This is a genomic window from Vibrio japonicus, assembly GCF_024582835.1.
In the GTDB taxonomy this organism is placed as follows: Bacteria; Pseudomonadota; Gammaproteobacteria; order Enterobacterales; family Vibrionaceae; genus Vibrio; species Vibrio japonicus.
On the sequence record NZ_CP102096.1, the window covers coordinates 2444072 to 2468737 of the forward strand.

General features: G+C 45.4%; 30 protein-coding genes and 9 tRNA genes. 27 read left to right on the forward strand and 12 right to left on the reverse strand.

The window, feature by feature from the left end; translation table 11 throughout:
* Nucleotides 1-6: 6 nt before the first annotated feature.
* Nucleotides 7-1047: a type IV pilus twitching motility protein PilT gene (locus NP165_RS11460; RefSeq protein WP_257084086.1), complete on the reverse strand. Its 1041-nt coding sequence runs from the start codon at nt 1045-1047 to the stop codon at nt 7-9.
* A gap of 25 nt (nt 1048-1072) precedes the next feature.
* Between NP165_RS11460 and NP165_RS11465 the strand changes: the two genes are divergently transcribed.
* From NP165_RS11465 to hemW, 7 genes are all read left to right on the forward strand, one after another.
* Nucleotides 1073-1789 (forward strand): YggS family pyridoxal phosphate-dependent enzyme, encoded by a 717-nt coding sequence (locus NP165_RS11465; RefSeq protein WP_257084087.1) that lies wholly within the window; start codon nt 1073-1075, stop codon nt 1787-1789.
* Nucleotides 1790-1815: 26 nt separating this feature from the next.
* On the forward strand, nt 1816-2634 hold the full coding sequence (gene proC / locus NP165_RS11470) for a pyrroline-5-carboxylate reductase (RefSeq protein ID WP_257084088.1): 819 nt from the start codon (nt 1816-1818) through the stop codon (nt 2632-2634).
* A 36-nt stretch (nt 2635-2670) separates the two neighbouring features.
* Nucleotides 2671-3228 (forward strand): YggT family protein, encoded by a 558-nt coding sequence (locus NP165_RS11475; RefSeq protein WP_257084089.1) that lies wholly within the window; start codon nt 2671-2673, stop codon nt 3226-3228.
* The gene (gene yggU, locus NP165_RS11480) at nt 3228-3518 is read left to right on the forward strand and encodes a DUF167 family protein YggU (protein ID WP_257084090.1); all 291 of its coding nucleotides are present in this window, start codon (nt 3228-3230) and stop codon (nt 3516-3518) included. Before NP165_RS11475 ends, yggU begins: the two co-directional genes overlap by 1 nt.
* 65 nt (nt 3519-3583) lie before the next feature.
* Nucleotides 3584-4015: a DUF4426 domain-containing protein gene (locus NP165_RS11485; RefSeq protein WP_257084091.1), complete on the forward strand. Its 432-nt coding sequence runs from the start codon at nt 3584-3586 to the stop codon at nt 4013-4015.
* 37 nt (nt 4016-4052) lie between these two features.
* Complete coding sequence (locus NP165_RS11490; protein WP_257084092.1) at nt 4053-4655, forward strand: XTP/dITP diphosphatase; 603 nt, start codon at nt 4053-4055, stop codon at nt 4653-4655.
* On the forward strand, nt 4655-5833 hold the full coding sequence (gene hemW / locus NP165_RS11495; protein WP_257084093.1) for a radical SAM family heme chaperone HemW: 1179 nt from the start codon (nt 4655-4657) through the stop codon (nt 5831-5833). The genes NP165_RS11490 and hemW overlap by 1 nt, the downstream gene beginning before the upstream one ends.
* On the opposite strand, the gene NP165_RS11500 is transcribed toward hemW, so the two are convergent.
* From NP165_RS11500 to trmB, 3 genes are all read right to left on the reverse strand, one after another.
* The gene (locus tag NP165_RS11500; RefSeq protein WP_257084094.1) at nt 5830-6456 is read right to left on the reverse strand and encodes a DNA-3-methyladenine glycosylase family protein; all 627 of its coding nucleotides are present in this window, start codon (nt 6454-6456) and stop codon (nt 5830-5832) included. The genes hemW and NP165_RS11500 overlap by 4 nt on opposite strands.
* Before the next feature lie 29 nt (nt 6457-6485).
* Nucleotides 6486-7406, reverse strand: a complete 921-nt coding sequence (gene glsB / locus NP165_RS11505) for a glutaminase B (protein WP_257084095.1) — start codon at nt 7404-7406, stop codon at nt 6486-6488.
* 109 nt (nt 7407-7515) lie between these two features.
* The gene (gene trmB / locus NP165_RS11510; RefSeq protein ID WP_257084096.1) at nt 7516-8235 is read right to left on the reverse strand and encodes a tRNA (guanosine(46)-N7)-methyltransferase TrmB; all 720 of its coding nucleotides are present in this window, start codon (nt 8233-8235) and stop codon (nt 7516-7518) included.
* 205 nt (nt 8236-8440) lie between these two features.
* Here trmB and mutY point away from each other — a divergent pair, with 205 nt between their 5' ends.
* The 12 genes from mutY to NP165_RS11570 all read left to right on the forward strand — a co-directional run bounded on the left by mutY (nt 8441) and on the right by NP165_RS11570 (nt 12544).
* Nucleotides 8441-9505 (forward strand): A/G-specific adenine glycosylase, encoded by a 1065-nt coding sequence (gene mutY / locus NP165_RS11515; protein WP_257084097.1) that lies wholly within the window; start codon nt 8441-8443, stop codon nt 9503-9505.
* A gap of 9 nt (nt 9506-9514) precedes the next feature.
* The gene (locus tag NP165_RS11520) at nt 9515-9787 is read left to right on the forward strand and encodes an oxidative damage protection protein (RefSeq protein WP_257084098.1); all 273 of its coding nucleotides are present in this window, start codon (nt 9515-9517) and stop codon (nt 9785-9787) included.
* A gap of 117 nt (nt 9788-9904) precedes the next feature.
* Nucleotides 9905-11041 carry a membrane-bound lytic murein transglycosylase MltC gene (gene mltC / locus NP165_RS11525; protein ID WP_257084099.1) on the forward strand — a complete coding sequence of 379 codons (1137 nt, stop codon included), beginning with the start codon at nt 9905-9907 and terminating at the stop codon, nt 11039-11041.
* Nucleotides 11042-11144: 103 nt separating this feature from the next.
* Nucleotides 11145-11220, forward strand: a tRNA-Phe gene (locus tag NP165_RS11530).
* 69 nt (nt 11221-11289) lie between these two features.
* A tRNA-Thr gene (locus tag NP165_RS11535) sits at nt 11290-11365 on the forward strand.
* A gap of 7 nt (nt 11366-11372) precedes the next feature.
* Nucleotides 11373-11448, forward strand: a tRNA-Phe gene (locus NP165_RS11540).
* 40 nt (nt 11449-11488) lie between these two features.
* Nucleotides 11489-11564, forward strand: a tRNA-Asn gene (locus tag NP165_RS11545).
* Nucleotides 11565-12028: 464 nt separating this feature from the next.
* Nucleotides 12029-12104, forward strand: a tRNA-Phe gene (locus NP165_RS11550).
* 68 nt (nt 12105-12172) lie between these two features.
* Nucleotides 12173-12248 (forward strand) — tRNA-Thr (locus tag NP165_RS11555).
* Between the two features lie 23 nt (nt 12249-12271).
* Nucleotides 12272-12347 (forward strand) — tRNA-Asn (locus NP165_RS11560).
* A 40-nt stretch (nt 12348-12387) separates the two neighbouring features.
* Nucleotides 12388-12463: transfer RNA gene (locus NP165_RS11565), tRNA-Thr, on the forward strand.
* A gap of 5 nt (nt 12464-12468) precedes the next feature.
* Nucleotides 12469-12544 (forward strand) — tRNA-Asn (locus tag NP165_RS11570).
* 361 nt (nt 12545-12905) lie between these two features.
* On the opposite strand, the gene NP165_RS11575 is transcribed toward NP165_RS11570, so the two are convergent.
* From NP165_RS11575 to mlaF, 8 genes are all read right to left on the reverse strand, one after another.
* Nucleotides 12906-13634, reverse strand: coding sequence for a 1-acylglycerol-3-phosphate O-acyltransferase (locus NP165_RS11575; RefSeq protein WP_257084100.1), 729 nt, complete (start codon nt 13632-13634; stop codon nt 12906-12908).
* A gap of 118 nt (nt 13635-13752) precedes the next feature.
* Entirely contained in the window at nt 13753-15012 is a 1260-nt protein-coding gene (gene murA / locus NP165_RS11580; protein ID WP_257084101.1) for a UDP-N-acetylglucosamine 1-carboxyvinyltransferase, read from the reverse strand.
* 9 nt (nt 15013-15021) lie between these two features.
* Nucleotides 15022-15276, reverse strand: a complete 255-nt coding sequence (ibaG, locus tag NP165_RS11585) for a BolA family iron metabolism protein IbaG (protein ID WP_257084102.1) — start codon at nt 15274-15276, stop codon at nt 15022-15024.
* Nucleotides 15277-15289: 13 nt separating this feature from the next.
* Nucleotides 15290-15598 carry an STAS domain-containing protein gene (locus NP165_RS11590; protein WP_257084103.1) on the reverse strand — a complete coding sequence of 103 codons (309 nt, stop codon included), beginning with the start codon at nt 15596-15598 and terminating at the stop codon, nt 15290-15292.
* The gene (gene mlaC, locus NP165_RS11595; protein WP_257084104.1) at nt 15598-16236 is read right to left on the reverse strand and encodes a phospholipid-binding protein MlaC; all 639 of its coding nucleotides are present in this window, start codon (nt 16234-16236) and stop codon (nt 15598-15600) included. Before mlaC ends, NP165_RS11590 begins: the two co-directional genes overlap by 1 nt.
* Nucleotides 16237-16246: 10 nt before the next feature.
* Nucleotides 16247-16729, reverse strand: coding sequence for an outer membrane lipid asymmetry maintenance protein MlaD (gene mlaD / locus NP165_RS11600; protein WP_257084105.1), 483 nt, complete (start codon nt 16727-16729; stop codon nt 16247-16249).
* Nucleotides 16730-16731: 2 nt separating this feature from the next.
* A complete protein-coding gene (mlaE, locus tag NP165_RS11605; protein ID WP_257084106.1) occupies nt 16732-17523 on the reverse strand; it encodes a lipid asymmetry maintenance ABC transporter permease subunit MlaE in 792 nt (263 codons plus the stop codon).
* Entirely contained in the window at nt 17520-18317 is a 798-nt protein-coding gene (gene mlaF / locus NP165_RS11610) for a phospholipid ABC transporter ATP-binding protein MlaF (RefSeq protein WP_257084107.1), read from the reverse strand. Before mlaF ends, mlaE begins: the two co-directional genes overlap by 4 nt.
* Nucleotides 18318-18557: 240 nt before the next feature.
* Here mlaF and NP165_RS11615 point away from each other — a divergent pair, with 240 nt between their 5' ends.
* Genes NP165_RS11615 through hpf form a run of 8 tightly spaced genes read left to right on the forward strand, consistent with a single transcriptional unit; the run spans nt 18558 to nt 24666 of the window.
* Nucleotides 18558-19529, forward strand: coding sequence for a calcium/sodium antiporter (locus NP165_RS11615; protein WP_257084108.1), 972 nt, complete (start codon nt 18558-18560; stop codon nt 19527-19529).
* Nucleotides 19530-19551: 22 nt separating this feature from the next.
* Complete coding sequence (locus NP165_RS11620; protein WP_257084109.1) at nt 19552-20517, forward strand: KpsF/GutQ family sugar-phosphate isomerase; 966 nt, start codon at nt 19552-19554, stop codon at nt 20515-20517.
* Complete coding sequence (kdsC, locus tag NP165_RS11625; RefSeq protein ID WP_257084110.1) at nt 20517-21074, forward strand: 3-deoxy-manno-octulosonate-8-phosphatase KdsC; 558 nt, start codon at nt 20517-20519, stop codon at nt 21072-21074. The genes NP165_RS11620 and kdsC overlap by 1 nt, the downstream gene beginning before the upstream one ends.
* On the forward strand, nt 21071-21634 hold the full coding sequence (gene lptC, locus NP165_RS11630) for an LPS export ABC transporter periplasmic protein LptC (protein ID WP_257084111.1): 564 nt from the start codon (nt 21071-21073) through the stop codon (nt 21632-21634). The genes kdsC and lptC overlap by 4 nt, the downstream gene beginning before the upstream one ends.
* Complete coding sequence (lptA, locus tag NP165_RS11635; protein ID WP_257084112.1) at nt 21615-22112, forward strand: lipopolysaccharide transport periplasmic protein LptA; 498 nt, start codon at nt 21615-21617, stop codon at nt 22110-22112. Before lptC ends, lptA begins: the two co-directional genes overlap by 20 nt.
* A 2-nt stretch (nt 22113-22114) precedes the next feature.
* Nucleotides 22115-22840: an LPS export ABC transporter ATP-binding protein gene (gene lptB / locus NP165_RS11640; RefSeq protein WP_257084113.1), complete on the forward strand. Its 726-nt coding sequence runs from the start codon at nt 22115-22117 to the stop codon at nt 22838-22840.
* Between the two features lie 52 nt (nt 22841-22892).
* On the forward strand, nt 22893-24353 hold the full coding sequence (locus NP165_RS11645; RefSeq protein WP_257084114.1) for an RNA polymerase factor sigma-54: 1461 nt from the start codon (nt 22893-22895) through the stop codon (nt 24351-24353).
* A gap of 25 nt (nt 24354-24378) precedes the next feature.
* The gene (gene hpf / locus NP165_RS11650) at nt 24379-24666 is read left to right on the forward strand and encodes a ribosome hibernation promoting factor (protein WP_257084115.1); all 288 of its coding nucleotides are present in this window, start codon (nt 24379-24381) and stop codon (nt 24664-24666) included.

The following is a 24666-nucleotide window of genomic DNA, read 5'->3' on the forward strand; positions in this document are numbered from 1 at the left end:
CCTCTATCAGAATAAACTATTCGATTCGGAGCCGATTTTCTTTGCCACCTCATCAGGCTCCACTAACCCTTTAGCAATCAACTGTGCCCCATTCTGCTCCATGGTTTGCATTCCATACGCAGCCCCCGTTTGAATGATCGAGTACATTTGAGCCACTTTATCTTCACGGATTAGGTTACGAATCGCTGGTGTCGCCATCATGATTTCATGGCAAGCTGTTCGACCTCCACCAATGCGCTTAAGCAGTTTCTGCGCGATCACCGCTCGCAGTGATTCAGACAACATAGAGCGTACCATCTCTTTATCACTGCCAGGAAACACATCAATAATACGGTCGACCGTTTTGGCTGCGCTGCTGGTGTGAAGCGTACCAAACACTAAGTGGCCTGTTTCCGCTGCTGTTAAAGCAAGACTGATCGTTTCTTGATCTCGAAGCTCACCGACGAGGATAACATCCGGATCCTCACGTAAAGCGCTGCGCAACGCATTGTTAAAACTGTGCGTATCACGGTGCACTTCTCGCTGGTTGATCAAACATTTGTTATTGGTATGAACAAACTCGATCGGATCTTCGATAGTTAGAATGTGCTTGTTATGATTGCGATTAACATAATCGACCATCGCCGCCAATGTCGTCGATTTACCAGAACCCGTCGGCCCTGTGACTAACACTAAGCCTTTTTCCATATTCGCGATCTTTTCGAAGATCTCTGGTGCGTCTATTTGTTCTAGTGTTGGAATATCTTGAGGAATGGTTCGAAATACCGCTGCACAGCCCCGTGCTTGATTAAACGCGTTGACACGAAAGCGCCCGACGTTTGGCAACTCAAAAGAGAAATCGACCTCTAAACGCTCTTCAAACTCACTTCTCTGTGCATCGTTCATGATCTCAAAAACCAAACGATGTACATCAGAATGGCTAAAAGCTGATACGCCAAGCTTCCTTACATCTCCATCTATACGTACCATTGGGGAAACACCCGCAGAAAGATGTAGATCTGATGCATTATGCTTTACACTAAAATCCAGTAACTCAGCGATATCCATTTATTTTCCTTAAGTAAAATCTGCTATGAACAGTATTCAACAAAATATTGAACAGATCACCTCACAGATCGAAGCAATACAGAAAAAATGCGGACGGCCTCGTGACTCAGTGCAACTTTTGGCTGTAAGCAAGACAAAACCTGTAGAGGCTATTCTAGAAGCCGCGAATGCAGGCCAAGTCGCTTTCGGTGAGAACTATGTTCAAGAAGGTGCTGACAAAGTTGCCTACTTTAATGATCACTACCCTAACTTGCCACTAGAATGGCACTTTATTGGGCCGATCCAGTCCAACAAATCACGCCATGTCGCAGGAAATTTCGACTGGGTGCACACGGTCGATCGAGATAAAATTGCACAACGACTCAATGACCAACGACCTGAGGGATTGCCTCCTATTCAGGTACTCATCCAGGTGAATACCAGTGGTGAAAGCTCAAAATCAGGCACAAGCGATTCAGACATCTTTGAGTTAGCGGCGTTGATTTCTTCACTCCCTAACCTCACCTTAAGAGGATTGATGTCGATTCCAGCTAACGTCTCGGATTATCAATCTCAGCTAGTGGCATTTAAGCAGCTAGCAGAATTGAAAGATAAACTTGCCGCGCGCTACCCAGAGCTCAACCTAGATACACTGTCGATGGGAATGAGTGGTGATATGCAAGCCGCTATTGAAGCAGGCAGCACCATGGTACGAATTGGAACGGCGATTTTTGGCGCTCGCGATTACAGCAATAAAAACTAACGAATAAGTTAAAAAGGAAGAAAGTCATGGAACAAAAGAAAATTACGTTTATCGGCGCTGGTAATATGGCGCGCTCTATCATCGCTGGTTTGGTAGCAAGTGGATATCCGGCTAATTTGATTACAGCCACCGACCCAAACGATGAACAGCGTAGTTTTCTTGCAAAGACTTATGGTATTAACACCGAAGCAGACAACCTTGTTGCCGCAAAAGATGCCGATGCCATTGTACTTGCAGTAAAACCACAGCTTATGGAAGTGGTCGCAAAAGGATTAACGGGTACGGACTACTCAAACAAGCTAGTCATTTCTATCGCGGCTGGTATTAATGCGCAGCGTCTGAATGAAATGTTTGGCGCAACGCTTAACTTAGTGCGTGTAATGCCAAACACACCAGCACTTGTTGGCCGCGGTATGAGCGGTTTGTTCGCACCTGAACATGTTTCTGAACAAGACAAAGCATTTGCGGCTTCGATACTCGAAGCGGTCGGCAAAGTGTGTTGGGTAGAGAAAGAGTCTGGAATCAACAACGTAATCGCAGCCGCGGGAAGTGCGCCAGCCTATTTCTTCCTATTCATGGAAGCGATGCAGGCAGAAGCCATCGCTCAGGGTTTTGATAAAGACACCGCTCGCCTGCTAGTACAGCAATCGGCGCTTGGCGCGGCAGAAATGGTGATTGCTAACGCAGACACAGAGCTTTCAACCCTGCGTGAGCAAGTGACCTCAAAAGGTGGTACGACCGCTGAAGCACTGCGCACATTTAACGAACACCAACTTTCAGACATTGTCGCCAAAGCGATGCAAGCAGCGGTTGCACGTGCTGAAGAAATGGAAAAACTATTTTAATATTGAGCATATCGCTCTCCGAACTAAGGGTAACCCATGAATTCAATGAGTTTTCTGATCTCCACGTTATTTGATCTTTATATCATGGTGGTGATGTTACGCATCTGGTTACAAGCTGCGCGAGCAGACTTCTATAACCCGTTCTCGCAGTTTATCGTTAAAGCGACTCAGCCAATCATTGGTCCACTGCGCCGCGTGATTCCATCTGTAGGTAACATCGATTTAGCGACAATTTTGTTTGCTTATGTCCTGTGCGTCCTGAAATTTGTGGTATTGATTCTCATCGCTTCTAATGGCTCAGTCTCATTCAGCAGTGACTTCCTGTTCCTAGGTGCGTTATCACTCTTGAAAGCGGCTGGTGGATTGCTGTTTTGGGTACTCTTAATTCGTGCAATTCTAAGTTGGGTGAGCCAAGGCAGAAGCCCAATTGAATATGTATTTCATCAATTAACCGAGCCGATGCTTGCGCCAATTCGCCGCGTTATCCCTGCGATGGGTGGATTTGATTTAAGCGTGCTGGTTCTGTTTATTGCACTCCAATTTGCCAACATTTTACTCGGAGACCTAATCGGTCCGATGTGGTTCCGACTATAATGATAAAGGCAGCTTGGAAAGAAGGTGCAGACCTTGTCATGCGGCTTTACATTCAACCTAAAGCCAGTCGTGACAAGATTGTTGGTCTTCACGGTGATGAGCTGAAAATCGCCATCACCGCGCCTCCTGTAGACGGTAAGGCCAACGCTCATCTGAGCAAGTACCTAGCTAAGCAATTTAAAGTGGCCAAGGGATTCATAACGATAGAAAAAGGCGAGTTAGGCCGGCACAAACAAGTTCGGGTTAATTCTCCAGTACAAATCCCTAAAGAAATTGAAGCCATCCTTTGATGGCTTTTTGTTTATCGATAGCTCCAACCCCTAACGTTTGAGCGAGTATCGCAAAAGGAAGCACTATGAAAAAATGGATAACACTGTTACTAGCAAGCGTATTTGCCATGCCTAGCTGGGCTGAACAGTTCAAAAATATTAAAGATGTTGAGGTGCATTACTCCGCATTTAACTCAACCTTCTTAACCGCAGAGATGGCAAGAACCTATAGCCTACAACGTAATGGTTACTCGGCAATTTTGAACATCAGTGTGCTGGATAATTCCCAAGCGGGTAAACCAGCGATCACCGCCGTTATTTCAGGAAACAGCCGAAACTTAATTGGGCAAACTCGCCAACTTAACTTCCGCGAAGTGAAAGAAGGCAACGCGATTTACTACCTTGCAGAGTTCCCAGTATCAGAAGAAGAGAGCCTAACCTTTGATCTTAACGTTAATGCTGGCATTAAAGGCAACGGCACATTAAAGTTCACCCAGAAATTTTACGTGGAAGAGTAAGCGCTACTCTTCCCGCACCAATGAGTATGAGTCATCGATGAAAGAGAAAAAAATTGTATTAGCCACGGGAAACCAAGGTAAGGTTCGCGAAATGGCCGACCTACTGTCGGATTTCGGTTTTGAAGTGATGGCGCAAAGTGAGTTTAACGTTTCAGACGTTGCCGAAACGGGCACGACGTTTATCGAAAACGCGATCATCAAAGCCCGCCATGCAGCGAAAGAAACTGGCTTACCCGCAATTGCCGATGACTCTGGTCTGGAAGTTGATTTTCTTCAAGGTTCGCCGGGCATTTACTCAGCTCGTTACGCGGGTGAAAACGCGACCGACCAACAGAATCTAGAAAAGCTGCTGGACGCGATGCAAGGCGTACCAGAAACAGAGCGTACCGCGCGCTTCCACTGTGTACTGGTACTGATGCGCCACGAAAATGATCCAACACCGATTGTGTGCCACGGTAAGTGGGAAGGCCGCATCCTAACCCAAGCACATGGTGACAACGGCTTTGGCTACGACCCTGTGTTCTACGTTCCTGAAGACGATTGCGCGTCTGCAGAGCTTGAACCCGTGCGCAAGAAACAGCTTTCTCACCGCGGAAAAGCACTCAAGCAACTGTTCGCGACCCTGTCTGAGCAGCAATAATGAGCCAGTTAGTACCTCCTGCTTTAAGCCTTTATGTACACATCCCGTGGTGTGTCCAGAAGTGCCCGTATTGCGATTTTAACTCTCACGCGCTCAAAACTGAGATCCCCGAGCAGCAATACATTGCCACGCTATTGGAAGACCTCGATAGCGACATTGAACGCTACCAGCTCAACGAGAACCCTCGCCCGCTACATTCGATTTTTATTGGTGGTGGTACGCCGAGCCTTATCTCAGCCGAAGGTATCGCAGATCTGCTGAAAGGCATCGAGCAGCGGATTCCTTTCAAGCCTGAGATTGAAATCACCATGGAGGCCAATCCCGGTACGATTGAAGCGGAGCGTTTCGCAGGTTATCGCCAGGCGGGTGTGACGCGAATTTCCATCGGCGTGCAGAGTTTTGAACCCTCGAAGCTGGAACGATTAGGTCGAATTCACGGTAAGGATGAAGCAGTCAATGCGGCCAAATTAGCGCACCAAATCGGTCTGAACAGTTTTAACCTCGACCTGATGCACGGTTTGCCGGACCAGTCAGTCGAGCAAGCTTTGGCGGACTTAGACAAAGCGATTGAGCTTAACCCGCCCCATCTATCGTGGTACCAGCTCACCATCGAGCCCAATACCATGTTTTACTACAAGCCGCCGACGTTACCCGATGATGACGACCTGTGGGACATTTTTGAGCTAGGACACGAAAAGTTAGCTGCAGCGGGATACGTGCAGTACGAAATATCTGGCTACAGCAAACCCGGTTATCAGTGCCAACACAACCTCAATTACTGGCGTTTTGGCGATTACCTCGGCATCGGCTGTGGCTCTCACGGTAAACTGAGCTTTGTTGATGGGCGTATCATCCGCACCACAAAAGTGAAGCATCCAAAAGGCTATTTAGCGGCGTATCAGAATATGGTCAAGCCGTACTTGGATAGCGAAGTGAATGTCGCCGACCAAGACCGTCCGTTTGAGTTCTTTATGAACCGTTTTAGATTGATGGAAGCGTGCCCGAAACAAGATTTCATTGATACGACTGGGTTGGGCTTTAACACGATTCAACCCACCATCGACTGGGCAAAAGAGATGGGTTATTTGAGTGAGTCCGACACCCATTGGCAGATCACCGAGAAAGGTAAACTGTTTTTGAACGATTTGCTCGAAGCCTTTATGGCAGAAGAAGACTAATCCTCTTTCATCAGCTCTGCATCCATCACTTCCCAAACATGCAGAGCAAAGTAAGTTCGATAAGGCGTCACTGACTGAAGGATCTCTTCACTGCTGACGCCTTGCTGCTCAGCCATACGCTCCAAACCGCGCTTTAAAGCGAGGTCGCCGTCAGACCAAACATCCGGATGGGCAAAGAAAAACATCAACGCCATTTCGGCGGTCCACTGCCCAACTCCCCACAACTGCACCAGTTGCTCGGTAATGAACTGCGCGTCGTCGCTTTGATGGACCGACGGGCAAATGATGCCTTCTTTCAACGCGTGGTTTATGCCCAAAAGCGTTTTGACTTTGGCGTTAGACAAACCACAACTTCTGAGCGTGTCGTAGTGTTCGTCCACCAGCAACCCATCTAAGCCCACCTGTTCCGATTGAGCTTCGACACGTTGCCAAATGGTTTTCGCTGCGGTCACAGACAGCTGTTGCCCCGCAACCGCGCGGCTCAAGTACGTGAGGAATTGCTCTGGCGGCTGCTTCTCGATATGCTGCGGACCGTTATTGCTGACCATAGCGTGCAACACAGGATAAGCGACCAGCTTACTCAACAAATCTGCGTGGATCTTTTTCGGATCTTGCTTTGCCATATCGCCTCCTTGCGCATGATAGTTTAAGTCTAGAAGATAGAGCGACCGATACGCTGAGAAAGCAGCTCCAGCGCTTTGGTTCCCGCAAGCGAGTTACCCGATGGGTCAAGCTCTGGTGACCACACTGCGATGGTCATTTCGCCCGGTACGATAGCGATAATACCGCCGCCGACACCTGACTTGCCCGGCATACCGACGCGGTAGGCAAACTCCCCAGCACCATCGTACAAACCACACGTTGCCAACAACGCATTGAGCTGCTTGGTTTGCGTTGGCGTAATTACTGGCTTACCCGTTTGCACTGACGTTCCTTTATTAGCCAAGTAGCTAAACGTTTTAGCGAGGTCAACACAACTCATTTTCAACGCGCAAGCGTGGAAGTAGTTATTGAGTACTGGGATCACTTCGTTTTCAAAGTTACCGAACGAGCGCATCAGATAAGCGATCGCCGCGTTTCTATCGCTGTGCATCATTTCAGAAGCGGCAACCACCTTGTCGTAGCAGATATGAGTATCACCCGAAAGCTGACGTACAAACTCCAACAAACGCTGACGCGGCGCTGATAAGCGGCTATTTAGCAGGTCAGCCACCACGATCGCACCGGCGTTGATGAAAGGGTTACGAGGGATCCCTTGTTCCATCTCCAGCTGGATCAGTGAGTTAAACGCCTGCCCAGACGGCTCTTTACCGACGCGTGTCCAAATCTCTTCGGGCTTATACAGACACATCGCCAAAGTCAGGCTCAACGCTTTAGAGATAGATTGAATAGAGAAAGCCTCTTCTGCATCACCCGCTTTGATCACTTCCCCCTGATTGGTGAATACCGCGATCCCCAACTTATCTGCTGGTACTTTGGCTAACGCGGGGATGTAATCAGCAACTTTCCCGTGACCAATAAGAGGACGAACTTCACTTAGGATTTCAGCTAAAATTTCTTTTGTTGGTTTCATTACTTACCTATTTATCAAAGGCTTATTATTTTTCTTATAGGGTCAAAAAAGCCAACATCGCGAAATGTTGGCTTTCCTTAATCTTCAACTAACTTGGCGCAGTCAGTGCTTATTTTACGCGCTTGTATTTGATATCCCACACGCCGTGACCTAAACGGTGACCGCGCGCTTCAAATTTCGTTAACGGACGCTCTTCAGGGCGAGGAACAAAGTCACCGTCTTCCGCGATATTCTCAAAACCAGGCGCTTGGTTCATCACTTCAACCATGTGCTCTGCGTAGTTTTCCCAGTCTGTCGCCATATGGAAAATGCCTTCACCAACACTCAGCTTTTGACGCACCATCTCAGCAAAGTCTAGCTGAACAATACGACGCTTGTGGTGACGTTTTTTGTGCCATGGGTCTGGGAAGAACAGTTGAACCGTCGCAAGGCTGCTATCTGGAATCATGTTCGCGAACACTTCTACCGCGTCATGACACATTACGCGCAGGTTAGTAACGCCAGCTTCACGCGCATCCGATAAACACGCACCAACGCCTGGGCTGTGTACTTCGATACCGATGAAGTTCTTTTCTGGAGCATTCTTTGCCATTTCAACTAAAGATGCGCCCATACCAAAACCAATTTCTAGTACCACAGGGTTGTCGTTACCAAACACTTCTTTCCAATCAAGAAACTTTTCTTGGTAGTCGATACCCATGGTCGGCCAACACTCTTTCATCGCGTTTTCTTGACCTTTGGTCAAACGACCCTCGCGTCGAACAAAGCTGCGAACTTTGCGTATCAGTTTACCGTCTTCGTTGTATTCGTTAGTGGTCACTTCACTCATGATTTTGCCTGTTTAAAAATTGGTCTCGACTCAAAGGGATTGTGATTATCCAAAGAATTGCCACTGGTGCAAGTCTTTTCCCGTAAATTCACACGAACTGCGCCGATAGCACTTTGGCAAAGATAACCACACTCTTTATCGGTTGTACAAACTGCGCAAATTATGGTGCAATTTTGCTATACAAATATTAAACACAGAGCAAGTCGTGACCCCTTTTGCCAAAGCCATACTAAATTGGTATGACGCCTATGGAAGAAAAAACCTCCCATGGCAACAAAACAAAACCGCTTACAGCGTTTGGCTGTCTGAAATTATGCTTCAGCAGACCCAAGTAGCGACAGTCATCCCTTACTACGAACGTTTTCTCAAGCGATTTCCAACGGTGATTGATCTCGCTAATGCCGAGCAAGACGAGGTACTGCATTTATGGACTGGTTTAGGTTATTACGCCCGCGCGCGGAACTTACACAAAGCAGCTAAAATGGTTGCTGAGCAGTACGGTGGGGAGTTTCCGCTCGATATCGAGCAGATGAACGCCCTTCCAGGCATTGGTCGCTCTACGGCTGCAGCGATATTGTCTTCAGTCTACAAGCAACCTCACGCGATTCTAGACGGCAATGTAAAGCGTACTCTAGCGCGATGTTTTGCTGTAGAAGGTTGGCCGGGGCAGAAAAAAGTCGAAAACCAACTCTGGCTACATGCAGAAGAGCACACACCAAGCAGCGACGTAGACAAATACAACCAAGCCATGATGGATATGGGTGCCATGGTTTGTACGCGCAGCAAGCCCAAGTGCTCTCTTTGCCCTGTAGCCTCGCTTTGCGTATCTAACAAACAAGGCAATCCTCTCGATTACCCAGGCAAAAAACCTAAAAAAGAGAAACCCGTTAAAGAGACTTGGTTTCTTATGCTTCACCACGATAACCACATCTGGTTAGAGCAACGCCCTCAATCTGGTATTTGGGGCGGCTTATTCTGCTTCCCAGAAAACAACGACCCTGAACTTGAGCATCAGCTTACGTTGCGCGGGGTTACGGACTCAGACATTCACCAGCAAAAGCAACTCATTACTTTTCGACATACTTTTAGCCATTACCACCTCGATATCACGCCAATTTTGGTGGAACTGTCAAAGCAACCCCATATGGTAATGGAAGGAAGTAAAGGTCTTTGGTATAACTTATCAAAACCTGAAGAGATCGGTTTGGCAGCTCCCGTTAAACAGCTACTGGAAAGCCTTCCTTTCGAACTTCAATCCGAACACGACTAAGGAGTCACCATGAGCCGCACTGTATTTTGTGCTCGACTACAAAAAGACGCTGAAGGTATGGATTTTCAGCTATACCCGGGCGAATTGGGTAAACGCATTTTCGACAACATCTCTAAGCAGGCATGGGCTGAGTGGCAACACAAACAGACCATGCTGATCAACGAGAAAAAACTCAACATGATGGATCCTGAGCACCGTAAGTTACTTGAAACAGAAATGGTGAATTTCCTGTTTGAAGGTAAAGAGGTTCACATTGAAGGTTACACGCCACCAAGCGAGTAATTCTCCCTTTGATGGATCGTTTTAAAAAGACATCACTGCGTGGCATTGGTGTCTTTTTTGTACCATTCAGGATCGCTATCACAAGCAAAGGATCGATAGCATGACGTTGAGATATTTATGAAAAAGTTCACTTACTTGCTAATCGCGTTGACACTAACGGGCTGCAGCCGAGAGTTTATCGAAGGTTTGTACGACGTTAACTATGAACCCACCAACCGTTTTGCACGAAACCTTGCTGAGTTACCCGGTCAATTTGAAAAAGACACCGTTGCCTTGGACGCGCTGATCGAAAGTTTCTCTGGGAACATTGAAAAACGCTGGGGCAAAAAAGAGGTCAAATTCGCGGGTAAGAGCAACTACGTCAAGTACATCGATAACTATCTTAGCCGCTCAGAAGTCAATTTCAGCCAAGGACTGATCACGGTTGAAACGGTCTCTCCTACCGACCCTAAAGGGCATCTTAAGAACGCGATTATCACCACTCTGTTAACCCCCGATGACCCTGCTCAAGTTGATCTTTTCTCCTCCAAAGAAATCCGTTTAGAAGGCCAGCCGTTTCTCTACCAACAAGTTGTGGACCAAGATAGAAAACCAATTCAATGGTCATGGCGTGCAAATCGTTTTGCCGACTACCTGATCGCGAATAAGCTCAAAGTCAAACAAGTCGACTTTAAAAAAGCGTACTACGTAGAGATCCCGATGGTCGCAGAGCAACTCGAAATCCGGAGCTACAAATACGCCGACATCGTTCGCCGCGCTTCACAGAGATACGACATCCCTGAAGATTTGATTTACGCGATCATCAAAACCGAAAGCAGCTTTAACCCTTACGCCGTCAGTTGGGCAAACGCCTATGGTCTAATGCAAGTAGTGCCGAAAACCGCCGGCCGCGACGTGTTCAAGCTCGTCAAAAAACGTTCAGGGCAGCCGACACCGGAGTATCTCTTCAATCCAGAAAACAATATCGATGCCGGAACAGCGTATTTTTACATCCTCAAAAACCGTTACCTTAAAGACGTACGCCACCCAATCTCGCTGGAGTACAGCATGATATCGGCTTACAACGGTGGGACTGGTGGTGTGTTGAGCACCTTTAACCGAAAAGACCGCCAGCGCGCGATGAAAGATTTAAATTCTCTGCAGCCTAATCAGGTTTATTGGGCATTAACGAAAAAGCATCCCAACGCAGAAGCACGTCGATACCTAGAAAAAGTCACAAAATTCAAAAGAGATTTTAACGCAGGGAAGACTTAATCGCTAAAAACGACTAAATTATCGGCACTCAACCACTTTTTTTGATTTTTTTCTAAAAACCTGTTGACGGCAAGACCGAAAATCCGTTTAATAGCGCTCCGTTGCCCGGATAGCTCAGTCGGTAGAGCAGAGGATTGAAAATCCTCGTGTCGGTGGTTCGATTCCGCCTCCGGGCACCACAATTTCTTAATTGTTGGTGCTTTGCACGAACAATTAGTAAAAGCTTTTGTTTTAAAGAATAGTAGTGTGCCGACTTAGCTCAGTAGGTAGAGCAACTGACTTGTAATCAGTAGGTCACCAGTTCGATTCCGGTAGTCGGCACCATTCTTTTGCCTCGATAGCTCAGTCGGTAGAGCAGAGGATTGAAAATCCTCGTGTCGGTGGTTCGATTCCGCCTCGAGGCACCATTATTTGGTGCTTCACTTTGAAAGAAGTGACACAAATAATTCCCCCTTAGTTCAGTTGGTAGAACGGCGGACTGTTAATCCGTATGTCGCAGGTTCGAGTCCCGCAGGGGGAGCCATATTAGAGAAAGCCTCATCACTTGATGAGGCTTTTTTCATATCTAGCATATACAAACCCCTATCCGCTTAAGTGCGAATCTCCAAGCGTGCCAGGCACTATTTTGTGAATTTAAAATAACGTCACACACCAACAAATTCCAACTCCAATGATGGAGCAATAACCTTGCGCTCAAACACTAGCGGCCTTTAAAAATCTAAAAACGCTTTAAAATGGAAAAGATCATTTTCTATTAAGTGATGATTATCGATGTAAGTAACAAAAAGCAGGCGTTATTACACCGATTTTCAGCGTTTGAGCTAAACTAAATACCACTGTTATGTATGTATGCTTTATTGGTCTCTATACATTTATTGGTCAAAATGAGCAAAAACAACTCATTAAGCACACAAAAGCACCAAACGATATTTTTTTTGCATTTTAGTGTTGACGTTAAACACGAAAAACCGTTTAATACACCTCGTCGCCCGGATAGCTCAGTCGGTAGAGCAGAGGATTGAAAATCCTCGTGTCGGTGGTTCGATTCCGCCTCCGGGCACCACAATTTCTTAATTGTTGGTGCTTTGCACGAACAATAGTAAAAACTTTTGTTTTAAAGAATAGTAGTGTGCCGACTTAGCTCAGTAGGTAGAGCAACTGACTTGTAATCAGTAGGTCACCAGTTCGATTCCGGTAGTCGGCACCATTCATTCTTGTTTGAAAGATAATTCCCCCTTAGTTCAGTTGGTAGAACGGCGGACTGTTAATCCGTATGTCGCAGGTTCGAGTCCCGCAGGGGGAGCCACTTTCAGTCAATGAGCTTTTAGCTTGTTGATGATAAAGGCGCCGACTTAGCTCAGTAGGTAGAGCAACTGACTTGTAATCAGTAGGTCACCAGTTCGATTCCGGTAGTCGGCACCACCTTTTCCCCCTTAGTTCAGTTGGTAGAACGGCGGACTGTTAATCCGTATGTCGCAGGTTCGAGTCCCGCAGGGGGAGCCATATTAGAGAAAGCCTCATCACACGATGAGGCTTTTTTGCATTAAGGGTTTCTGATTCATCCATCCCCTACTTCTGACATGTCATTCTAACCAATTCCAAACTCAGGCATTATCGCCAACACTCACAACAAACATGATGGCCTAATCCCTCCGAAACGCACACAGAGGCAAAGTTGTTTTTGGGATAGTCCACCACTATTTAAAACCCTCTCAGAATGCCACAGAGCTCGTTCGAATTAACGCATCCTTACCCATCTATTTAGATCACCATACCACGCACTAGAGAGCTCTCATGGCCATTTCCCAGGCATAAAAAAACGTGCGACCTGCGCACGTTTTTTTAGATTCAAGATAAACAATAGTTAAGATGCTTTATTAAGTTGCTTTACTTCTTCATCCAGTTCTTCCAACTTAACTTTCATTTGCTCGCGACAAAGGTTAGAAAGCTCACGTACCTGCTCTTTTCTATAACCTTCACTACTTATAGGAGGAAGCATCTCAACAATCACATGCCCATTGTTCCATCTATTTAGCTTAAGATCGCTTGTGGAGCTGCACACAATAGGGATCACTGGTACACCAGCACCGATAGCCGCATGAAAAGCCCCAGTTTTGAATGGAAGTAAACCACGGCCTCGTGAACGCGTCCCCTCTGGGAACATCCATACTGATACATCACTCTTCTTAATACTATCCACGACCTGATCAATAGTGCCTTTTGCTTTAGAGCGATTTGCCCGGTCTATTAAGATATTGCCAGTTAGCCAATACAATTGACCAAACAGTGGCATCCAAGCAAGGCTCTTCTTACCTACTGTGACCACTTTAGGTGTTACCGCTGAAGAGACGGTAAATAAATCCCAGTTGTTTTGGTGGTTAGCGACATATACGTGCTGACCACGGCTATACGCATCTTCTGGAATACGTAACTCGAGTTTGATACCAAACACTCGAGACATTTTGCCAAATAGGCGACCGAAGGTGAATACATGCTTTGGGTTACGTGGACTAAGCAGGCAATAGCCACAACCAAACACAAACATAACAACTGCAAAAATAGCTACTGCCAATACACGTAATAGTGCAATCATTGTTGTTCTCCGAGAACACATTGAATCAAAAAATATTTGTCATGACTCTAACTGATCTCATGCTCATAAAAAAGCCGAAACTGACGTTTCGGCTTACAAATGTTAGCTGAGATCTAAATTAATCGCGGAAGCGTTCAATCTTCGCGCCCAAAGCGGCCAGCTTATCTTCAATTTTGTCGTAACCACGATCGATATGATAAATACGGTCCACAATCGTTTCACCTTGCGCAATACAGCCAGCGATCACTAGGCTTGCAGAAGCACGAAGGTCAGTGGCCATGACTTGAGCGCCACTTAAATGGTCAGCATCGCCACAGATCACGGTATTGCCCTCAATCTCCGCTTTTGCACCCATACGCATTAATTCTGGTACATGCATAAAACGATTTTCAAAGATAGTTTCCGTGATAACACCGCCACCTTTAGCCATCATGTTAAGCAGAGTAAACTGAGCCTGCATATCTGTTGGAAAGCCTGGGTGTGGTGCAGTGCGAATAGACACAGCTTTAAGTTCGCGATCCGTCATATCCAACGAGATCCAGTCTTCACCTGTCTCGATTTTAGCACCCGCTTCTTCCAGTTTAGCCAATGCAGCTTCTAATAGATGAGCGTTGGTATTACGACACACAACCTTACCACCAGATACTGCTGCCGCGACTAGGAAGGTTCCTGTCTCAATACGGTCCGCAACCACAGAGTGCTTACCGCCACCTAGACGCTCAACACCTTCGATTGTGATTGTATCTGTACCTGCGCCAGAAATCTTAGCACCAAGCTTGTTTAGGAAGTTTGCCGTATCGACAATTTCAGGCTCGCGAGCAGCGTTATCAAGCACTGTTTTGCCTTCTGCCAACGTCGCAGCACACATAACGGTAATGGTTGCACCAACACTTACCTTATCCATCACAATGTGCGCACCCTTAAGTCGGCCATCAACGTGAGCTTTCACGTAACCATCTTCAAGAGTAATCGTTGCGCCCAACAGTTCTAGACCGTGGATATGCAAATCAACCGGACGGGCACCAATCGCACAGCCACCCGGTAGCGATACCTGACCTTGGCCAAAACGCGCAACCAAAGGACCTAATGCCCAAATAGACGCACGCATGGTTTTCACCAAGTCATATGGCGCGCAATACTCATTGATGCCACCTGCGTCTACGTGTACAGAACCATTACGCTCTACTTTTGCACCAAGACGCTTAAGAAGCTCCATCGTAGTATCGATGTCACGAAGATGTGGCACATTAGCCACTTCTACTGGCTCTTCCGCCAAGATAGACGCAAATAAAATTGGTAGTGCTGCGTTTTTAGCACCAGAAATGGTGACTTCACCAACTAATGGTTCATTTGAACCAGTTACTCGAAACTTTTCCATTATTAAACCTTACAGTGACATCAACTTCTTATCACGAGCCCACTCTTCTGGAGTAAAAGCTTTGATAGATACCGCATGAATGTCATTTCTTTTGATGTATTCCATCAATGGAGCATAAATCATTTGTTGCTTCTTAACGCGGCTCATTCCATCGAAGCAAGCATCAACAGCGATCACCTCGTAGTGACTACCCTCGCCTTTAACGTGTAGCTCTTCTAGGTTTAGTTCTTGTTCTAAAATCTGTTGTACTTTTGCGCAGTCCACAATTCACCCCTATTTAATTCTTTAAATTCCCGCCAAGATACTCTTCAACATTACTTAGCTGAAATAACATTTTCAGTTGTTTTGGCACGAAGCTGAGCATTATATGACAGTTTTGCTTTTTTGCATGCTCTATTAAGTGAATTAACATCACCATACCTGCCGAATCGACACGTTTTACTTTTGCCAGACTCACTTCCACATTGGAACACCCAGGTTGCCATTGCTGTAGCTCTTGCCATAATGTTGGCACTGAGTCTCGATTCAATTCACCTAAGATTTGATAGCTATCGTCCTGGATTTTTTGCCATTGAGAGTGACTCATTACTCTTTACTCTCAAATCGAATCGGTTTCGCTGCCAACTCTTTTAGGTCTTGGGCAACCGCTAGAATGCCTTCTTGACGAAGCTTACCGCTCCATTCTGATTGTTTGCTGGAGATTAAGCTCACGCCTTCTGCAATCATATCAAACGCTTGCCACTCACCTGAGCGCTTGTCTTTGCGAAGTTTGAATTCCAACTTAATATTTGGGCGAGGCGCATCAACAATTTCCACTTTTACACCCGTGATAGTCTTAGACGGGTCTAAAGCAGGCTCTGGTCCAAAAACAATATCTTGGTCAGTATATTGCGTCAGTACTTGTGCATATGAAGCGATTAAGTACTCTCTAAATGAGCCAATAAATACATTTACATCCTTACGATCCGCGCCTTTTAGATGCGTACCAAGCAACTTAAGTGCTGCGTACTTATCGTTTACGTATGGCATGAGTTCTTCTTCAACAATCGTCTTCAAGTGGTCAGGGTTTTGCTGAATTTTTGGTTGCTCTGCCTTCAATCGATTAAATGTACGATCAGATACCTGCTTCATCATTTCATATGGCTGTGTTTTATCTACTTGTGCAGCACTAACCTGAAATGCAAGAACGATCGAAATAAAAGTAAGTACTAACTTCTTTAACATGATTTCTCGCCTATTCGTTTTCTGAGTTACCGCCAACGCTATAAAGCACTTGGCCAATTAAGTCTTCTAAGATCATTGCAGATTTGGTGTCTTCAATAAAATCTCCGTCCACCAACATTTGTTCATCATCAAACACGAAGCCCGGTGTTAGCCCAATATACTGTTCACCAATCAAGCCAGATGTCAGAATTTTCACGCTAGATGTCTCTGAAAACTGATTATATTGGCTATTTATTGCCATACTCACAACTGGCAACAGCGACTCAGAGTTCAGGCCAATCTGAGTAACTCGGCCGATAACGACACCACCCACTTTGACCGGTGATCGCACCTTAAGGCTGCCAATATTGTCGAACTCCGCGTTTAGAGTGTAAGTATCGTCTGAACCAAAGCCCTTTACGTCAGCAACTTGAAAGATCATTACCAGAATTGCGCAAATTCCAGCAAGTACAAAGCTACCTACCCATAGTTCTATTTTTCGAGTTTGTTGCATGCTTAATTCCCAAACATCAATGCAGTTAGTACGAAGTCTAAACCAAGTACTGCGAGTGAAGAGTGTACAACGGTACGAGTTGTCGCTTGGCTGATACCAGCCGAAGTCGGTGTCGCATCGTAGCCATTAAATAGAGCAATCCAAGTAACAGTAATAGCAAACACCAAGCTCTTAACCATGCTATTACCAATATCTTGTCCTAATTCAACTGAAGCCTGCATCGCAGACCAAAAGCTGCCGTGGTCTATCCCTTTCCAGTCAACACCAACCAACTGGCCGCCCCAAATTCCAACAGCCATAAAGATCATAGCCAAGAGAGGCATTGATATAACGCCAGCCCAGAATCGAGGAGCAATCACACGTTTTAACGGATCGACCGCCATCATTTCCAAACTTGATAATTGCTCAGTCGCTTTCATTAAACCAATTTCGGCTGTCAGTGCAGAACCAGCTCGGCCAGCAAATAATAAAGCCGTTACAACGGGGCCAAGTTCACGCAGCAGCGAAAGAGCGACCATCTGCCCCAACGCGCCTTCCGCGCCAAAGTCCACAAGAATGACATAGCCTTGTAAGCTCAAAACCATGCCAATAAATAGGCCAGAAAGCACAATGATGATGAGAGACTGCACGCCAACACTGTAGAGTTGCTTAATGAGCAGAGGAAAGTTTTGAATAGGCTTTGGTCGCGTAACGATTGCACCAAACAGCATTAAACTCGCGCGGCCATAAGCTTGTACTATAGACATCGCTTTACGACCCGTCCCCGCAACGAAATTTGCTATATCCGAAATCATTGAAATAGCTCCTTTGCTATCGGCTCTGCGGGGTAACGAAATGGAACAGGGCCATCCGCTTTACCTTTGAGAAATTGTTGAACCTGGGGATCTGGGTTATCTCGGATTGCGTTAGGTGTCCCTCTGGCAATCACTTTCCCGTCAGACAAAATATATACCCAATCAGCAATACTCATCACTTCGGGTACATCATGTGAAACAACAATAGAGGTGACATCAAGAGCTTGATTAAGGTTACGTATCAATTCCACCAGCACACCCATTGTAATAGGGTCTTGTCCAACAAACGGTTCGTCAAACATAATAAGTTCAGGATCCAGTGCTATTGCTCTCGCTAAGGCAGCTCTTCGCGCCATACCACCGGATAGTTCACTTGGCATGAGATCCGCCGCACCACGAAGACCCACCGCCTCTAGCTTTAATAACACTAAAGTACGAATAAGTTCTTCATTCAGTTTGGTGTGTTCTCTTAGTGGGAATGCCACGTTATCGAAGACATTAAGATCAGTAAACAGTGCACCAGATTGAAAAAGCATACTCATTTTTTTACGCTCCGCGTAAAGCTGCTTTCGATTTAAAGTGGGGATATTGTTCCCATCAAACCAGATCTCCCCTTCTTCAGGAGCAATTTGACCACCAATCAATCTTAGTAATGTTGTTTTCCCTATTCCAGAAGGCCCCATAATGGCCGTCACTTTACCTTTAGGTACATGCAGGCTGATACCATCAAATATCTTACGCTCCCCACGAGAAAACGTTAACTGTTTGACCGTTACTAAGTCTTCTGATGTCATCTCTAACTCTTATCAGTTCGTTATGAATGGGCAATCATAAGCACATTCCTATTCAATTTAAAGCACTGTTCAATTAATTCTCTGTCAATCCTTGTAAGCGTAATTCATTCTGCAATGAGATGACCGAGTGATTTGAAGCGAATCCACACTAATTAATTGCACTAACTGCTTCCCTTTTATAAACCAACACGTCAAAATTAACGGTTAAATTCTCTTGTAGTTAATTAATTAGGAAGCATCATGTTTGAAGCCGTTGCGTTTCTCGTTATCGGATTAGTATTTTTAGTATGGAGTGCAGACAAGCTTGTTTTCGGCGCTGCAGCATTGGCCCGAAACGTCGGCATTTCGCCACTAGTCATCGGTATGACGATTCTTGCAATGGGATCATCTGCTCCTGAAATGATGGTTTCCGCTACCGCCGCTTTAGACGGAAAAACAGATACCGCGGTAGGCAATGTGTTGGGCTCAAACATCGCCAACATCGCTCTTATTCTTGGTATCACTGCGCTTATTAAACCGCTTTCGATCAGCTCTACAATACTGCGTCGCGAACTGCCACTCATGATAGGTGTGACTGTTTTAGCAGGTATTCTCCTGTGGAATAACCACCTGGGCTTTTACGAAGGTGTACTACTGTTTGCCCTTTTTGGTGCTTTTATCGTCGCGATGCTACGTATTAGCAAGAAAGAGAAAGAAAGTGGCTCAAATGACGCGCTTTTAGAAGAACAAGAGTCAGAGGTTCCAGAAGGTGTCAGCAATGCCAAAGCCGCTATTTGGGTCGTGATTGGCCTAGTTGTTCTTCCTTTATCAGCAAATGTGCTCGTAGATAACGCGGTGATCATCGCTCAATATTTTGGCATGAGCGATCTTGTCATAGGGCTGACCATTATTGCTGTTGGTACTAGCTTACCAGAGCTTGCGGCATCGTTAGCCGGCGTCATGAAAGGTGAAGATGACATGGCGGTGGGCAATATTATAGGCTCGAATGTCTTCAATATCTTAGCCGTTATGGGCATTCCAGGTATTCTGAATCCTTCAATCCTGAGTGAATACGCGATGGGTCGTGATTTTTGGGTTATGCTCGGCGTATCCTTGCTCCTTGTCGCGATGGCACTAGGCAAATCACGTAGTATCAATCGTGCTGAAGGCGCGGTATTGTTTTGTATTTTTATCGCTTACCAAAGCTACCTAGTCCTTAACATGACAGCATAATTATTGCCGGTTGGAGTTTGACATGTTTGATTATCGTTCCGCTGCTCTCGACGTACTAAAGACCGAAATACAAGCGTTAGAACAGCTTGACCAATATTTTAATGACAGCTTTGTAAAAGCGTGCGAGCTGATCCTTGCGAACAAAAATGGCAAGGTTGTCGTGATGGGTATGGGCAAATCTGGACATATCGGAAACAAAATCGCAGCATCACTAGCGAGCACTGGTACTTCCGCATTTTTTGTTCACCCAGGAGAAGCGGCACACGGTGATTTAGGCATGATAGAACGTGGCGACATTGTTCTAGCCATCTCTAATTCTGGAGAGTCCTCTGAGATTTTAAGCTTGTTTCCGGTGCTAAAACGTTTAGACATTAGCATCATCAGTATGACTGGCAAACCCGAATCAAACATGGCGAAATGGTCAGACATTCACCTGCAAATTACCGTACCTCAGGAAGCCTGTCCACTTGGCTTAGCGCCAACGTCTAGCACAACGGCAACGCTAGTAATGGGAGATGCATTAGCCGTTTCCTTGCTACAAGCTCGTGGTTTTACAGCGGAAGACTTTGCCATGTCTCATCCTGGTGGCGCGTTAGGCCGTAAATTATTACTAAAGCTGTCAGATATCATGCATACAGGAAGTGCGCTTCCTCTTGTCACCCCAAATACAGTGGTTCGTGATGCTTTGCTTGAAATCAGCCAAAAAGGTTTGGGAATGACCGCCGTTGTCGATGGCCACCAGCAGATTGTCGGCATCTTCACAGACGGCGATTTACGTCGGATTCTTGATAAACGTGTCGACATTCATACCGCACTGATCGGTGACGTAATGACACACAACCCAACGACAGCAACACCAAACATGCTAGCGGCGGAAGGCTTAAACCTAATGCAAAACAAGAGCATTAATGGACTAATTCTATGTGAAGAAGGGAAAGTAGTAGGCGCATTAAATATGCACGATTTGCTTAAAGCAGGAGTAATGTAATGTCTATAATGGTGGACACTTTATATAAGCCAGTGGAACAAAACATTTTAAAAATTGCCAAAGATATTAAGCTTCTGATATGCGATGTAGATGGCGTTTTCTCCGACGGACGTATTTACATGGGTAACGATGGCGAAGAGCTTAAAACCTTTCATACTCGGGATGGTTATGGCGTAAAATCGCTGATGAACGCAGGCGTTGAGATAGCGATTATCACAGGCCGACAATCAAAAATTGTTGAGAACCGAATGAAAGCTTTAGGTATTTCTCTGATTTACCAAGGCCAAGACGATAAAGTAAAAGCTTACTTCGACATCTGTGAAAAGCTCAACATTGCACCAGAAGAAACTGGATATATTGGCGATGACTTAATTGACTGGCCTGTTATGGAAAAAGTAGCTTTGAAAGTGTGTGTCGCAGATGGCCACCCGCTATTAGCGAAAAGAGCCAATTATGTCACTAGCATTAAAGGCGGCCATGGCGCGGTCAGAGAAGTGTGTGATTTGATTTTGCAAGCGCGTGATGAACTGGATGTCCATAAAGGACTGAGTATATGAGTTTGTCCCGTTTAGGCTACCTACTACTAGGATTCATTCTATGCTGGTCTGTTTACTACCTTTTTAAGCAGCAGAAACCAGAAATAGTACAGGTTAGCCCTGACATTGAACTGCCCATGTTTAGTGGTAAAGCTCTGAACAACACCTCCTATAATGAAGAAGGGGTTCGGAGCTATGTGATTACTTCACAAAACATGGATCATTTTGCCAAAAGTGGCGATACCGTGTTTAAAAATCCAGTACTTACGGTCTACAAAGACGGTACTACTCAGGAGTGGGAAATCGCAGCAAAGACAGGTGTGCTTGATAAAGAGCATGTCCTCACTCTGACAAATGACGTACTGGTAAAAAACCTGCTGCCGGAATCCGGGTTTGATACGTTGTCGACTGACAGCATGAAAATCCGCTTAGATAATCGAGATTTTTGGACAGATAACCAAGTTATCCTCAAAGGTCCGAAATTTAACACCATCGGGCAAGCGATGAGAGGCAATTTTGCTGATCACAATGCGACCCTATATAAAAGCGTACAAGGTAGATATGAAACTTTCACACCTTAGTCTTATGGCCTGCTTACTTCTATCAAGCCAAGCATTTGCACTATCTACAGATCAGGATCAACCGGTCTATATTGACTCTGATAGTCAACAACTGGATATGAAAAGCAACAAAGTTACCTTCGAAGGTGATGTAAAGTTGAAACAAGGCAGCATCAATATTAACGCAGCTAAAGTTATCGTTACCCGTAATCCAAATAACGGCTCGATACAACGTATTGATGCTTACGGAAATCTTGCTACGTTTTCTCAGCTCACAGACGACGGAAAAACGTTGTACGGTGAAGCTAAAGAGATGAGATATAGTCTCGCAGACGACCAGCTAACGATGAAGAAAAACGCAATGCTCGCGCAGGACGACAATACCATTCGTGGCGCACAAATTCGCTATAAGATCTCTCAGCAGAAATTGATGGCGGATAGTCAATCAAAAGGTGATCGTGTGACAACTGTCCTTCAACCTCAGGCAGCTCAACAATAACTATGTCATTACTTAAAGCAGAACATTTAGCGAAAAGCTACAAAAATAGAAAAGTAGTCACCGATGTTAGCCTCCAAGTTAAGTCAGGCCAAATCGTAGGTTTATTGGGGCCTAATGGTGCGGGAAAAACCACCTCTTTCTATATGATCGTAGGACTGGTCGCCCGTGATGAAGGCGCGATCTACATTGATGACGAAGACATTAGTATTTTACCAATGCACAGCCGCTCTAGAATGGGCATTGGTTATCTACCTCAAGAAGCGTCTATCTTCCGCAAACTGTCTGTCGAGAACAACATCATGGCCGTTCTCGAAACACGAAAAGAGATGACGCGAGAAGAGCGTCAAGACAAATTGGAAGATTTACTTGAAGAATTCCACATCCAGCACATTCGCCAAAGTGCAGGTATGGCACTATCAGGTGGTGAACGTCGAAGAGTAGAGATTGCTCGCGCTCTGGCAGCGAACCCTAAATTCATTCTGTTAGATGAACCATTTGCTGGTGTTGACCCAATCTCAGTTATCGACATTAAGAAGATTATTGAGCATCTTCGAGACAGAGGATTAGGCGTTTTGATAACAGACCACAATGTTCGAGAAACGCTCGACGTCTGTGAAAAAGCTTACATTGTGAGCCAAGGCCACTTAATTGCAGAAGGCACACCTGATGAGGTTCTCAATAACGAGCAAGTAAAACAAGTTTATCTCGGAGAGCAATTCCGACTATGATTAAAGTGAAGAACGGTAAGATTCTATAAGCATTTAAGGCAAATAATACTGAATGAAACCCTCATTACAACTCAAGCTAGGACAGCAATTAGCGATGACACCTCAACTACAGCAAGCCATTCGCTTGTTGCAGTTGTCAACGCTCGATCTTCAACAAGAAATTCAAGAAGCCTTGGACTCAAACCCACTGCTAGAAGTGGAAGAAACTGGTGAAGACATTTCTCCGAATGAAGATAAACCTAGTAATGAGGAAAAAGAAACGTCCATCGAGGCAAGTGAGCCCGAGATTAAAGACAGCTCAGACCTAATTGAAAAATCTGAAATTAGCTCTGAACTTGAGATTGATACGACTTGGGACGACGTTTACAGCGCAAATACAGGCAACACAGGCCTTGCGCTTGACGATGATGCTCCTGTTTATCAAGGTGAAACAACGCAAAGTCTACATGATTATCTTGCATGGCAGCTCGACCTAACACCATTTAGTGAAACTGACCGAACCCTAGCATTAGCCATCATTGACGCCGTTGATGACTACGGTTATCTCACTATGTCTCCACAGGAGATTCTGGAAAGCTTTGATTTAGATGAGCTAGAAATCGAAGAAGTTGAAGCAGTCAGAAAACGCATCCAACAATTTGATCCTTTGGGCGTAGCGTCTATTAACCTGCAAGACTGTCTACTTCTACAGCTTGCGGCCTTTCCCGAAGATACTCCATGGCTAAATGAAGCCAAGTCAGTACTTACTAACCATATAGACCAACTAGGTAACCGTGATTACAAGCTAATCATTAAAGAGACAAAGCTCAAAGAGTCCGAACTGCGTGAAGTGCTTCAATTAATTCAACAGCTTGACCCACGTCCGGGTAGTCGTATTGCGACTGAGCATGCCGAATACGTCATTCCTGATGTATCAGTTTATAAAGACCATGGTAAGTGGGTCGTGACTATCAACCCAGATTCAGTTCCAAAACTCAAAGTCAATCAGCAATATGCGGCACTTGGTAAAGGAAACAGTGCTGACAGTCAGTACATTCGTAGCAATTTGCAAGAAGCAAAGTGGCTGATTAAGAGTTTAGAAAGTAGAAACGAGACGCTTCTCAAAGTTGCAAGGTGTATTGTTGAACATCAGAGAGATTTCTTCGAATATGGAGAGGAGGCTATGAAGCCGATGGTGCTTAACGATGTCGCTTTAGATGTCGATATGCACGAATCCACCATCTCGAGAGTGACAACACAGAAATATATGCACACGCCTCGTGGTATTTTTGAACTCAAATACTTTTTCTCCAGTCATGTAAGTACAGATAATGGTGGAGAATGTTCATCCACTGCAATCCGAGCACTGATTAAAAAGCTCGTTGCTGCTGAAAACAGCGCCAAGCCACTCAGTGACAGCAAGATTGCAGCTTTACTCGCTGACCAAGGGATTCAGGTTGCTAGACGGACAATAGCAAAATATCGTGAATCACTAGGCATTGCCTCCTCAAGTCAGCGTAAACGCCTGCTATAAGGCATTAAACCGAGAAGGAAAGTCTATGCAAATCAATATTAATGGCCAACACGTTGATCTCACCGATTCAATGCAAGACTATGTAAACGAAAAGTTTCAAAAGCTGGAACGCTTTTTTGACCACATAAACAATGTTCATGTTGTTTTAAAAGTTGAAAAACTTCGTCAAATCGCAGAAGCTACCCTTCACGTAAACCAAGGTGAAATTCATGCTTCAGCAGATGATGAAAGCATGTATGCAGCTATCGACTCCCTCGTCGATAAACTTGTTCGCCAACTGAATAAGCATAAAGCAAAACTAAACACCCATTAA

What these genes read in the sequence shown, in the direction of transcription:
- NP165_RS11460 (WP_257084086.1), bottom strand. Translation starts at nt 1,047, where the DNA reads ATGGATATCGCTGAGTTACTGGATTTTAGTGTAAAGCATAATGCATCA.
- NP165_RS11465 (WP_257084087.1), top strand. Translation starts at nt 1,073, where the DNA reads ATGAACAGTATTCAACAAAATATTGAACAGATCACCTCACAGATCGAA.
- proC (WP_257084088.1), top strand. Translation starts at nt 1,816, where the DNA reads ATGGAACAAAAGAAAATTACGTTTATCGGCGCTGGTAATATGGCGCGC.
- NP165_RS11475 (WP_257084089.1), top strand. Translation starts at nt 2,671, where the DNA reads ATGAATTCAATGAGTTTTCTGATCTCCACGTTATTTGATCTTTATATC.
- yggU (WP_257084090.1), top strand. Translation starts at nt 3,228, where the DNA reads ATGATAAAGGCAGCTTGGAAAGAAGGTGCAGACCTTGTCATGCGGCTT.
- NP165_RS11485 (WP_257084091.1), top strand. Translation starts at nt 3,584, where the DNA reads ATGAAAAAATGGATAACACTGTTACTAGCAAGCGTATTTGCCATGCCT.
- NP165_RS11490 (WP_257084092.1), top strand. Translation starts at nt 4,053, where the DNA reads ATGAAAGAGAAAAAAATTGTATTAGCCACGGGAAACCAAGGTAAGGTT.
- hemW (WP_257084093.1), top strand. Translation starts at nt 4,655, where the DNA reads ATGAGCCAGTTAGTACCTCCTGCTTTAAGCCTTTATGTACACATCCCG.
- NP165_RS11500 (WP_257084094.1), bottom strand. Translation starts at nt 6,456, where the DNA reads ATGGCAAAGCAAGATCCGAAAAAGATCCACGCAGATTTGTTGAGTAAG.
- glsB (WP_257084095.1), bottom strand. Translation starts at nt 7,406, where the DNA reads ATGAAACCAACAAAAGAAATTTTAGCTGAAATCCTAAGTGAAGTTCGT.
- trmB (WP_257084096.1), bottom strand. Translation starts at nt 8,235, where the DNA reads ATGAGTGAAGTGACCACTAACGAATACAACGAAGACGGTAAACTGATA.
- NP165_RS11520 (WP_257084098.1), top strand. Translation starts at nt 9,515, where the DNA reads ATGAGCCGCACTGTATTTTGTGCTCGACTACAAAAAGACGCTGAAGGT.
- mltC (WP_257084099.1), top strand. Translation starts at nt 9,905, where the DNA reads ATGAAAAAGTTCACTTACTTGCTAATCGCGTTGACACTAACGGGCTGC.
- NP165_RS11575 (WP_257084100.1), bottom strand. Translation starts at nt 13,634, where the DNA reads ATGATTGCACTATTACGTGTATTGGCAGTAGCTATTTTTGCAGTTGTT.
- murA (WP_257084101.1), bottom strand. Translation starts at nt 15,012, where the DNA reads ATGGAAAAGTTTCGAGTAACTGGTTCAAATGAACCATTAGTTGGTGAA.
- NP165_RS11590 (WP_257084103.1), bottom strand. Translation starts at nt 15,598, where the DNA reads ATGAGTCACTCTCAATGGCAAAAAATCCAGGACGATAGCTATCAAATC.
- mlaC (WP_257084104.1), bottom strand. Translation starts at nt 16,236, where the DNA reads ATGTTAAAGAAGTTAGTACTTACTTTTATTTCGATCGTTCTTGCATTT.
- mlaD (WP_257084105.1), bottom strand. Translation starts at nt 16,729, where the DNA reads ATGCAACAAACTCGAAAAATAGAACTATGGGTAGGTAGCTTTGTACTT.
- mlaE (WP_257084106.1), bottom strand. Translation starts at nt 17,523, where the DNA reads ATGATTTCGGATATAGCAAATTTCGTTGCGGGGACGGGTCGTAAAGCG.
- mlaF (WP_257084107.1), bottom strand. Translation starts at nt 18,317, where the DNA reads ATGACATCAGAAGACTTAGTAACGGTCAAACAGTTAACGTTTTCTCGT.
- NP165_RS11615 (WP_257084108.1), top strand. Translation starts at nt 18,558, where the DNA reads ATGTTTGAAGCCGTTGCGTTTCTCGTTATCGGATTAGTATTTTTAGTA.
- NP165_RS11620 (WP_257084109.1), top strand. Translation starts at nt 19,552, where the DNA reads ATGTTTGATTATCGTTCCGCTGCTCTCGACGTACTAAAGACCGAAATA.
- kdsC (WP_257084110.1), top strand. Translation starts at nt 20,517, where the DNA reads ATGTCTATAATGGTGGACACTTTATATAAGCCAGTGGAACAAAACATT.
- lptC (WP_257084111.1), top strand. Translation starts at nt 21,071, where the DNA reads ATGAGTTTGTCCCGTTTAGGCTACCTACTACTAGGATTCATTCTATGC.
- lptA (WP_257084112.1), top strand. Translation starts at nt 21,615, where the DNA reads ATGAAACTTTCACACCTTAGTCTTATGGCCTGCTTACTTCTATCAAGC.
- lptB (WP_257084113.1), top strand. Translation starts at nt 22,115, where the DNA reads ATGTCATTACTTAAAGCAGAACATTTAGCGAAAAGCTACAAAAATAGA.
- NP165_RS11645 (WP_257084114.1), top strand. Translation starts at nt 22,893, where the DNA reads ATGAAACCCTCATTACAACTCAAGCTAGGACAGCAATTAGCGATGACA.
- hpf (WP_257084115.1), top strand. Translation starts at nt 24,379, where the DNA reads ATGCAAATCAATATTAATGGCCAACACGTTGATCTCACCGATTCAATG.